At 63.0% G+C, this 9,774-nt stretch carries 9 protein-coding genes; 5 read left to right on the top strand and 4 right to left on the bottom strand.

The features are described from left to right. Positions 1-93: 93 nt before the first annotated feature. From AAAX72_RS07125 to AAAX72_RS07115, 3 genes are read left to right on the top strand one after another with little or no spacing between them, the layout of a single operon-like run. Positions 94-498 (top strand): hypothetical protein, encoded by a 405-nt coding sequence (locus tag AAAX72_RS07125; RefSeq protein ID WP_349129746.1) that lies wholly within the window; start codon positions 94-96, stop codon positions 496-498. A gap of 45 nt (positions 499-543) precedes the next feature. Continuing rightward, on the top strand, positions 544-1,206 hold the full coding sequence (locus AAAX72_RS07120; protein WP_349129745.1) for a response regulator transcription factor: 663 nt from the start codon (positions 544-546) through the stop codon (positions 1,204-1,206). A gap of 26 nt (positions 1,207-1,232) precedes the next feature. Then, positions 1,233-2,630: a HAMP domain-containing sensor histidine kinase gene (locus AAAX72_RS07115; protein WP_349129743.1), complete on the top strand. Its 1,398-nt coding sequence runs from the start codon at positions 1,233-1,235 to the stop codon at positions 2,628-2,630. A 253-nt stretch (positions 2,631-2,883) separates the two neighbouring features. Here the strand turns inward: AAAX72_RS07115 and guaA are convergent, their stop codons facing one another. Then, entirely contained in the window at positions 2,884-4,482 is a 1,599-nt protein-coding gene (gene guaA / locus AAAX72_RS07110) for a glutamine-hydrolyzing GMP synthase (protein WP_349129742.1), read from the bottom strand. A 267-nt stretch (positions 4,483-4,749) separates the two neighbouring features. Between guaA and AAAX72_RS07105 the strand changes: the two genes are divergently transcribed. Further along, on the top strand, positions 4,750-5,763 hold the full coding sequence (locus AAAX72_RS07105; RefSeq protein WP_349129741.1) for an asparaginase: 1,014 nt from the start codon (positions 4,750-4,752) through the stop codon (positions 5,761-5,763). A 616-nt stretch (positions 5,764-6,379) separates the two neighbouring features. Beyond that, positions 6,380-6,769 carry a hypothetical protein gene (locus tag AAAX72_RS07100; RefSeq protein ID WP_349129739.1) on the top strand — a complete coding sequence of 130 codons (390 nt, stop codon included), beginning with the start codon at positions 6,380-6,382 and terminating at the stop codon, positions 6,767-6,769. 9 nt (positions 6,770-6,778) lie between these two features. Here AAAX72_RS07100 and AAAX72_RS07095 read toward each other — a convergent pair whose 3' ends face one another. From AAAX72_RS07095 to AAAX72_RS07085, 3 genes are all read right to left on the bottom strand, one after another. After that, the gene (locus AAAX72_RS07095; RefSeq protein ID WP_349129738.1) at positions 6,779-7,162 is read right to left on the bottom strand and encodes a DUF1648 domain-containing protein; all 384 of its coding nucleotides are present in this window, start codon (positions 7,160-7,162) and stop codon (positions 6,779-6,781) included. An 11-nt stretch (positions 7,163-7,173) separates the two neighbouring features. Next, complete coding sequence (gene ychF / locus AAAX72_RS07090) at positions 7,174-8,250, bottom strand: redox-regulated ATPase YchF (RefSeq protein ID WP_055309950.1); 1,077 nt, start codon at positions 8,248-8,250, stop codon at positions 7,174-7,176. 127 nt (positions 8,251-8,377) lie between these two features. Then, positions 8,378-9,721 carry a 6-phospho-alpha-glucosidase gene (locus tag AAAX72_RS07085; protein ID WP_117798057.1) on the bottom strand — a complete coding sequence of 448 codons (1,344 nt, stop codon included), beginning with the start codon at positions 9,719-9,721 and terminating at the stop codon, positions 8,378-8,380. Positions 9,722-9,774: the final 53 nt, after the last annotated feature.

The following is a 9,774-nucleotide window of genomic DNA, read 5'->3' as shown; positions in this document are numbered from 1 at the left end:
GGGAAGGAGGAGGGCGCCTAGGCGCCGAAAGCGGCACATCCGCGTTGGCGAATCCGGCGTATCCGCGTTGGCGCGATTGGCGAAAATGCGTTGGTGGAAATGGTGAAAATTATATTGACGCTAACAGTCCTCCTCTCCGTAGCGCTCGTCCTGGGCGGGAATGCCCTGCTCGACGCCGGCTGGGGGTCGGCGCTGCGCTCGATCGCCGACCGCGTGCTGCCCAACCCTGAGATCACCATGTGGGCGCCCGCGCCCGAGCCCGGCAGCCACGCGAGCTCCTACGCTGACGCCACCGGGGCGGGGGCGAACTACGTCTACCTGGTGGACGCGGCGGACGACAGGGGCAATGTCCGAGAGCTCCAGCTCATCTTCTTCGGACGGGAGTCGAACGGCGAGGGCTGGCTCGAGATCGAGGCGCGCGGCGGCTCGGGCGTGCGCTACCGCGCGTGCGATGCGGCCGAGGCGCCCGCGGCTGCGCGCGGGGCTCTAGACCGCTGAGCGCGGCGCAAGTACAATGCCGACGGGAGTTTCAGGAGGTCGAACATGGCGAGGATACTGGCAGTGGATGATGAACGGGCGATCCTCGACGCGCTCGCGCGCGTCCTCGGCCGCGACGGCCATGAGGTCGTCAAGGCAGCGGACCCGACGGCGGTCCTGGAGATGGACCTCTCGCGCTTCGACCTCGTGCTCTGCGACGTCATGATGCCGGGGCTCGACGGCTTCGAGCTCGTGCGGCAGATCCGCCCGGACTTCGACGGGCCCATCATCTTCCTGACCGCGCGCGTGGCCGAGGAGGACGCCGTGGCCGGCTACGGCCTGGGCGCCGACGACTACGTCCGCAAGCCCTTCGGGGCCGCGGAGCTGCGCGCCAAGGTCGCGGCCCATCTACGCCGTGAGCGCCGGCCGCGCTCGCACGCCCTCTCCTTCGGGGAGGTGCGGATCGACCTCGGGGCGCGCGGCCTCGCCGTGGGCGGAGAGGCCGTGCCGCTCACGCCCACCGAATACGCCATCTGCGAGTACCTCGCCCGCCACCCCGGGCAGGTCATGAGCCGCGCGCAGATACGCGAGGCGGTGCTCGGCTGGGAGAGCGACGCCGACGACGCGGCCATATCCATGCAGGTCAGCCGCGCCCGGAGGAAACTCTCCGAGGCCGGCGCCGATCCGATCGCGACCGTCTGGGGGATGGGGTACAAGTGGCAGCTCTGAGGACCGGGGCGCGAGGTCGCGGGGGCATGCCGCTCTCCTTCGTCATCGCGCGCTACTTCGCCTACGCGTTCGCGGCGGTCGCCACGGCGTGGCTCGCCTCGTTCATGGCGCTCTCCGCGGCGATCGACGCGGGCTTCGTCTACGAGGCAAGCTGGGGGCCGGCCAATGCGCGCGAGGTCGCGGAGGGCCTGGCACGCGACGGCGTCTGCGGGCAGCAGGACGTGCCGACGGCGTACCGCTACCTCATCCTGAATAAGGACGGATACGTGCTGATGACAGACCTCGAGGGCACGCGGCTCGAGGACGCGACGGAAATGGCCCGTGCGGCACTCGCCGCGGATCCGGGCACAGTGGAGATCGAGGGCGGGGGCTCGGGCCTCACCTACGCCGCGTTCCCGCTCAAGGGCGGCGGGGCCTGCGCACTCGTCAGCGAGTACCTGCCGCAGTGGGTCTCGCGCGACCTCGCCGGCCTGCTTCCCAACCCGCAGAACCTCATGCTCGTCGGCGCCGCTGCGGGAAGCGCGCTCGCGCTCGCGCTCGTGGCGCGCCGTGCGAGCCGCGTGATCTCGCGCAAGATGGCGCCGCTCGCGGAGGCGGCGGGGCGCGTCGGCGCGGGGGATCTCGACTTCGCGGTCGGCAGCACTAACGTGCGCGAGGTGAACGACGTCCTCGCCGCGATGGACGCCATGCGGACCTCCCTCGCCGAGTCGCTCGAGGCCCGCTGGGCCGCGGAGCGGGGGCAGCGCGAGCAGGTGGCGTCGCTCGCCCACGACCTCAAGACGCCGCTCACCGTGCTGCGCGCCAACGCCGACTTCGTGGCGGAGGAGCTGGAAGACGAGAAAGACGCCGACCTCGCGGCCGCCGCGCGCGACATAGCCGGCAGTGTCGAAAGGCTCGACGGCTACGTGCGCCTGCTCATCGAGGCCTCGCGCGGGTCCGGCGGGGCGGAGAGGGCCCCCATGCGGCCGGCCGAGCTCTGCGAGCAGGTCCTCGCCGAGGCCGCCCAGATCACCCGGGCGCGAGGCGTGACGCTCGACGCGGCCACGGGCCCTGCTGTCGCGGGCGCGCCCGAGGCCCCGCTCGACCGAACCGCCCTGGCGCGAGCCGCCGCGAACCTCGTGGCCAACGCCGCCGAGCACGCGCGCTCGCGCGTGGCGGTCTCCTGCGACGTCGAGGGCGGCCACCTCGTCATCGAGGTGGCCGACGACGGACCGGGCTTCTCTCCCGCCGCCCTCGAACGCGGCTGCGAGCGCCTCTTCACAGACGACTCCTCCCGCTCCTCGCGCGACGGAGGCCGCCACTACGGGCTCGGCCTCCACGCCGCCTCCGAGGCCGCGAGCGCCCACGGGGGCTCCGTCTCGCTCGCCAACAGCCCCTCGGGCGGCGCGGTGGCCACCATCGCGGTCCCCCTGTGCGGGGCCTGACGACTCAGGCCCTCACAGCGGCGTGGCTCGCAACCAAACGCTTCCATCTTGAAACACGGGGAGTAAATCGCGAAATCGCAGGTGAAAGAGAGTAAAAAGGCAAAGAAAAAGCCTCCGTTCCAACATGGGAACGGAGGCTCGATAATCGAGTTTACTCACCAATGTCGCTGGTGGTTTTGCCGTAACTCTCGTACGAAACGAAACTCAGGAGCACAGTGCGGCACTCAAAAGTGCAGGTCAGAACCCTGTCAGCCTACTCCCACTCGATCGTCGCGGGCGGCTTAGACGTGATGTCGTAGCACACGCGGTTGGCGCCGGGGACCTCAGCAACGATGCGGCCGGAGATGCGGGCCAGGACGTCGTAAGGCAGTTTGGCCCAGTCGGCGGTCATGGCATCGCTGGACTCGACGGCACGCAGGATGATCGGGCGCTGGTAGGTGCGCTCGTCACCCATAACGCCGACGGACTTGATGTCGGGCAGGACCGCGAAATACTGCCAGCAGCTGTGCTCGGAGTTGCGCTCGCCGGTCTGCTCAAACAGACGCTGGTTGTAGGCGTCGAGCTCCTCGCGCACAATAGCATCGGCGTTCTTGAGGATCTCGAGTTTCTCCTTGTCGACCGCACCGATGATGCGGATGGCCAGACCCGGGCCCGGGAAAGGCTGACGGAACACGATGTGACCCGGCAGGCCCAGTGCCAGACCAAGTGCGCGGACCTCGTCCTTAAAGAAGTGGTCGAGCGGCTCAATAAGGTCGAAGTGCACGCCATCGGGGAACGGGATCAGGTTGTGATGGCTCTTGATGGTGGCCGTCTTGCCGCCCGTCTTGCGAGCGCCGGACTCGATGATGTCGGGGTAGATGGTGCCCTGAGCCAGGTACTTGACCGGCTTGCCATCGGTCTCGAGCTGCTGAGCAACCGCGAAGAACTCTTTCCAGAACTGCGTACCGATGATGCGGCGCTTCTCCTCGGGCTCGATCACGCCGGCCAGAAGCTCGGCATAACGGTCCTCGGCGTGGACGTGGATAAAGTCGACGTCAAACTGCTTGGTGAAGACCTCCTCCACCTGCTCGGGCTCGCCCTTGCGCAGCAGGCCGTGGTTGATGAACACGCAGGTCATCTGCTTGCCCACGGCGCGGGCGCCCAGCGCGGCCACGACGGAGGAGTCGACGCCACCGGACAGGGCCAGAATCACGCGGTCGTCGCCGACCTTCTCGCGGAACTCGGCCGTCATGGTCTCGACCAGGTTGTCCATGCTCCAGTTGGGCTCCAGGCCGCAGATCTCAAACAGGAAGTTGCTCAGCAGCTGCTGACCATACTCGGAATGCTTGACCTCGGGGTGGAACTGCGTGGTGAAAATCTTGCGCTCGACGCACTCCATGGCGGCAACCGGACACACGTCGGTGCTGGCGGTAACGGTAAAGCCCTCGGGCACCTCGGAAACGGCGTCGCGATGGCTCATCCACACGGTTTGCTCCATGGGCGTGGAGTTAAAGAGCTTGGCGCCGGCCGTGCGCGTGATGGTGGCGCGGCCGTACTCGCCCACCTCGGAGTGGCCGACCTTGCCGCCGAGCGTCACGGCCGTGATCTGATGGCCGTAGCAAAAGCCCAGGACGGGAAGGCCCAGGTCAAAGATGGCGGGGTCGATAGACGGAGCGTCCTCGGCATACACAGAGGCCGGGCCGCCGGAAAGGATGAGCGCAGAGGCGTTCATCTCGCGAATCTCGTCGGCCGAGATGTCGCAGGGGACGATCTCGGAATACACGTTGAGGTCGCGGACGCGACGGGCAATGAGCTGACCGTACTGCGCACCAAAGTCGAGTACGAGGACCTTTGCGGAAGCCTTTTGATCCATGGTTCCCCCTCTTGTTGGCGGGGAGCCGGTGCCCACCCGCGCGAATAAACGAGAATAACTTTCATAGTGTACACGTTATATGGGGTTTCTCGTCCCTCGCAGCCATCAGCGCACGGCAAACGCACGACCTGGGCCCCTATTTGACGGCAATTGAAGTGTTACCAGACGTTACAGATGATGTAATACGTTTGAACATTGAACGCTCTGTGCCACAATACTGCCGAACGACTCCGCCTCTGCGGCGGCAAATACGATAGGAATACCAGCATGAAGCGCATCCTTCTCATCGCCACGGGCGGCACCATCGCATCGACCGAGGACGGCAACGGCCTCTCCCCCGCCCTGACCGGTGAGGAACTCGCCCAGAGCGTCCCCGAGATCTCGGGCCTCTGCGAGCTCGACGTCGTGCAGCCCATGAACATCGACAGCACCAACATGCGCCCGAGCGACTGGATGCGTATCCGCGACGTCATTGTCGAGGGTTATGCCGACCACGACGGCTTCGTGATTCTGCACGGCACTGACACCATGAGCTACACCGCAGCAGCGCTTTCCTACCTGATTCAGGACAGCCCCAAGCCCATCGTGCTCACCGGCTCGCAAAAGCCCATGGGCAATCCCTTTACCGACGCCAAGCTCAACCTGTACCAGAGCCTGCTCTATGCACTCGACGAGCATTCGCACGATGTGTCGATTGTGTTTGGCGGCGTCGCCATTGCCGGTACGCGCGCCCGCAAGCAGCGCACCATGAGCTTTAACGCATTCATTAGCGTCAACTATCCGCCCATTGCCTACATCCGCAATGACCGTATCGTGCGCAACGGGCTTCACGGCACGCATCAGGACGAAAACCCGGTGCATTTCTACGACAGCATCGACCCGCGCGTATTTGTACTCAAGCTTACGCCCGGCGTAAACCCGGGCATCCTCGACGCCCTAGCCGATAGCTACGATGCTGTAATCCTTGAGACCTTTGGCATTGGCGGTATTCCCGAGTTTGGCGAGTCCGGCGAGTCGTTCCAAGAGGCAATTTTCCGCTGGGTCGATTCGGGTCGCACCGTCGTTATGACCACGCAGGTCCCCGAAGAGGGCCTCGATCTGGGCGTTTATGAGGTCGGCCGTGCTTACGCCGATCATCCGGGCATTCTGCGCGGCGACGACATGACCACCGAGACGCTCGTGGCCAAGACCATGTGGGCACTCGGCCAGTCACGCGATGCCGCCGAGATCCAGCGCCTGTTCTACAGCCAAGTCAACCACGACCGCATCCCGATGACGTAATCCCTAAGGCAGCTCCACTTATCGCAGCCTTAAACGACAGGTGGTCCCCCTCGGGCCGTGCAAAAATCGGAGTATTCTGCAATTTCTCCTCCGGAGGCATAGAATCGGCCGATTGTTAGACGAACTTTTAGGACGAAGGGTCCGTCTAGTAAATATTTATTCCTCATTTTTATTTAGCATGTGGATTATCTACTGTCAAAAAGGCAAAGCCAGCCGCTCGAGCTACCATCTACGGCCAAACTGGTGCTGAATACTCGCGATTTTGCACATCGCAACCAGGGGGACCCGCCCAAAGAGCGCCAAATACAGCGGGGGAACGCCCTATCCGATACCCTCGAGAAGCTCTGACACCGTCATGCCGAGTGCGGGCGCGATCTTAAATAGAACCTTGAGCGTAAAATTTGCCGTCCCATCTTCGATTCGGTCGAGGTAGGGTCGGCTGATTCCTGTCGCCACACAAAAATCAACCTTGGAGATACCAAGGTCCCTGCGTGTCTCTTCGACCCGCCTGCCAAGAATCTGTTTCGCACGTTCGTCCATGCAGCCGAGTTTGAAATGGAGCCGAACATAAACGTAAACTATAGTTTACGTTTTGCCGAATACACAGGAGTTTTCTATGTCGGGTTCTTCGGTCCGCATGTACCGAGCCACGCTTCGCACAAACAGCGCGCCGCCCAAGCTCGTCGTCGTTGAAGCTGAATGCCTTTCGCCCGATGAGCGCACAGCATTTGCATTGCTATCAAGTCGCGTCGCCGCCGTTCTGGTCCCTTGCCCGGCGCAAGGTGAACTTGCTGTTCAATGCCAAACGCACAGCTGCCCGCTCAATCAGGCTGCCGTAATCGCAACCAGCCAACGCGGCCTGCCACTCCTTCTAGAAGCCGGTATCGCACTCGCCCTTCGTGGCGCCGGATACGAGAACGAGGCCGCCGCCGATATGGTCTTTAAACCACGATCGAGCGGCGGCCTCGCAGCAGCCATTGAATATATGTGCAGGCTCGTTGCCTAAAAGGACAAGCTAGAAACCAAAGCCAAAGCCCGTTCCAGTAATCGCCGAATACATAAAGTAGACGTTGATCACGTTGAGGAACACACCCGTGATGCAGCCGTTGCGCAGGTAGCGCTCGCACGTAAGACGTGCCATCACAGCGGAGTCCTCGTTGTTCTTAGCCTGGCGTCCTGCCGTAAAGTACGTCGCCACGCTCAGCAGCAGGTTGAGCACCGGCAGTGCCAGCAACTCGTAGCTCTTGCCCCAGCGCGTCGCCTCGCCGGCGGCATTAAACTTTGTTGCCACCTCGGGACCAATGTTGGGGATAACACACGCTGCGACCACCAGCGGAATCACCGCAAGCACGAGCAGCGCAATACCCATGTAACCAGCTTTTTTGCCATATTTAAACATGCACGTCGTCCTTACACGTTAAAGCGGAAGTGCACGACGTCACCATCGGCCATGACATAGTCCTTGCCCTCAATACGCAGCTTGCCGGCGGCCTTGGCGCCCTGCTCACCGCCGAGCTCGATGTAGTCGTCGTAGCCAATGACCTCGGCCTTAATAAAGCCGCGCTCAAAGTCGGTGTGGATGACACCGGCGGCCTGCGGGGCGGTCGCGCCCTGACGAACCGTCCAGGCCTTGACCTCCATCTCGCCGGCCGTAAAGAACGACTGTAGGCCGAGCAGCTTGTAGGCAGCCTGAGCGAGCACGTCCAGGCCGGGCTGCTCCAGGCCCAGGCTCTCCAGGTAGTCGGCAGCGTCCTCGGGATCGAGCTCGGAAAGCTCGGCCTCGATCTTGGCGCAGATCGGCAGCGGCTTGACGCCATCGATGGGCGCCAGGTCCTCGTTGAGCATGTCCTCGTCTACGTTGGCCACATACAGGATGGGCTTCATGGTGAGCAGGAACAGGCCCTTGGCGGCAGCACGCTCCTCGTCGGTCATCTCCATGGATGCGGCGCGCTTGCCTTCGTTGAGCCAGGCAAGCAGGCGCTTAGCGACCTCGAACTTGGGCATGAGTTCCTTGTCGCGCTTGGCCTCCTTCTCGAGCTTGGGCAGCTGCTTCTCAAGCGTGCCCATGTCGGCCAGGATGAGCTCGGTCATGATGGTGTCGGCATCGCCGGCGGGATCGACGAACTCGCCCGTGCGGCCCACCTCACGCATGACGTTGGGGTCCTTAAAGTAGCGCACGACCTCGCAGATGGCATCGGTCTCGCGGATGTTTGCCAAGAACTGGTTGCCCAGGCCCTCGCCCTCGTTGGCACCCTTCACCAGGCCTGCGATGTCGACGAACTCGACCGTAGCCGGCACAATGCGGCCCGGGTTGACGATGTCGGCGAGCTTTTGCAGGCGGCTATCGGGCACGTCGACGATACCCACGTTGGGGTCGATCGTGGCGAACGGGTAGTTGGCGGCAAGGCCGGTCTTTTTGGTAAGCGCGGTGAACAGCGTCGACTTGCCCACGTTGGGCAGGCCCACGATACCGATGGAAAGGGACACGACAGCTCCTTTTGGTACAGGTACTTCAAACTTCATAAGTATAGCGCCGCCGCAGCATCCGGGCGAATCCGGACACCGCGGCGGCGCAAATGAAGCAGAGATGCGTGAGAGTTCGAGACAGTAGTCCTTACTTAAGCTCGGGCCAGAAATCCTTGTTGGCCTCGATGAGCTCGTCCAGGATCTGCTTAGCAACGCTCGCCGAAGGAATGGTCTTGGAGAGCGTGAGTGCCTGCCAGAGCTTCTGGTAGCTGCCCTCGACCCAAGCCTGGACAACGAGCTTCTCGACGGAAACCTGCTGCTCCATCAGGCCCTTCTGGAACTGCGGGATCGGGCCCTGGCAGATCTTCTCAAAGCCGTTGGAACCGACGATGCAAGGCACCTCGACCATGGCCGTCGGGTCGAAGTTGGGCACAGCGCCATCGTTGGGGACGATCAGCAGGAAGCGCTCGAGCGTGTTCTCGGCCAGTGCGCAGGCAAGGTCGACGATGTAGTTGGCATGTACATCCGGCTCAAAGCCGCCGTCCTTGGCAGTACCCTTGGCGATGATGTCGCGGCAAGCGCCAAAGACCTTCTTCTCGCGGCCGTCCATAACCTCATTGGCGCGAGTGTAGTTGGGATCAGACGTCTCGACGACATAGTCCGGGTACAGGTAATACTTGAGGTAGGTATTGGGAATCGTCTCGGGATCGACAGCATAGACATCCTTGGCCTTGCCGAAGGTGTGAATCCAGCTCTCCTCGACATGCTGCTCCTTACCGGCCTCGTGCTCGATGCCGTCCAGGTAGCCGTTCTTAGCCATGTGCTCCTTAATCTGCGGCATGAGGTCGTTGCCATCCTTGTCGTAGATTTTGCTCCACCAACCAAAGTGGTTGAGGCCGTAGTAGCTATACTGCAGCTCGCGACGATCCTTGATGCCGCACATACGGCTCATCTTATCCATGAGGTCGATCGGCATGTCGCAGATGTTGATGATGCGGCTGTTGGGGCGCAGCACGCGGCAGGCCTCGGCGACGATGGCCGCGGGGTTGGAGTAGTTGAGCATCCAGGCGTTGGGGCTGTACTTCTCCATGTAGTCGAGGATCTCGATGACGCCGCCGATGGAGCGCATGCCGTAGGCGATACCGCCGGCGCCGCAGGTCTCTTGGCCAACGCAGCCGTACTTGAGAGGAATCTTCTCGTCGAGCTCACGCATGGCGTACAGGCCGACGCGGATGTGAGCAAGGACGAAGTCGGTCCCGGTGAATGCGGTCTCGGGGTCGGTGGTGTAGTTGAACTCAACCTCGGGAGCGTTCTCATGGAAGTAGATCTCGCAGGCCTTGGCCACGGTCTCCTGGCGCTCGGCGTTGTTGTCGTAGAAGGTCACCTTGTTGACCGGGAAGCGGTCGCGCTCCTCAAGCAGCATCAGAGCGATGCCCGGAGTGAAGGTAGAGCCACCGCCGGCAATGGTCACGGCATAGTTTTTCTTGGACATGATGTCCTCCTCATTCTGGCCGCTTGCTCAATCCATCCCCGCACGCGGCCTGT

The sequence above is a fragment of the Collinsella sp. CLA-ER-H8 genome (genome assembly GCF_040092335.1).
Taxonomy (GTDB): domain Bacteria; phylum Actinomycetota; class Coriobacteriia; order Coriobacteriales; family Coriobacteriaceae; genus Collinsella.
Note: the sequence above shows the minus strand (reverse complement) of the source record. Positions and strands in the feature narration are given on the sequence as shown.

Coding starts and splice junctions, on each gene's coding strand:
- AAAX72_RS07095 (WP_349129738.1), bottom strand. CDS start 7,162: ATGTTTAAATATGGCAAAAAAGCTGGTTACATGGGTATTGCGCTGCTC.
- AAAX72_RS07120 (WP_349129745.1), top strand. CDS start 544: ATGGCGAGGATACTGGCAGTGGATGATGAACGGGCGATCCTCGACGCG.
- AAAX72_RS07115 (WP_349129743.1), top strand. CDS start 1,233: ATGCCGCTCTCCTTCGTCATCGCGCGCTACTTCGCCTACGCGTTCGCG.
- AAAX72_RS07085 (WP_117798057.1), bottom strand. CDS start 9,721: ATGTCCAAGAAAAACTATGCCGTGACCATTGCCGGCGGTGGCTCTACC.
- AAAX72_RS07100 (WP_349129739.1), top strand. CDS start 6,380: ATGTCGGGTTCTTCGGTCCGCATGTACCGAGCCACGCTTCGCACAAAC.
- guaA (WP_349129742.1), bottom strand. CDS start 4,482: ATGGATCAAAAGGCTTCCGCAAAGGTCCTCGTACTCGACTTTGGTGCG.
- AAAX72_RS07105 (WP_349129741.1), top strand. CDS start 4,750: ATGAAGCGCATCCTTCTCATCGCCACGGGCGGCACCATCGCATCGACC.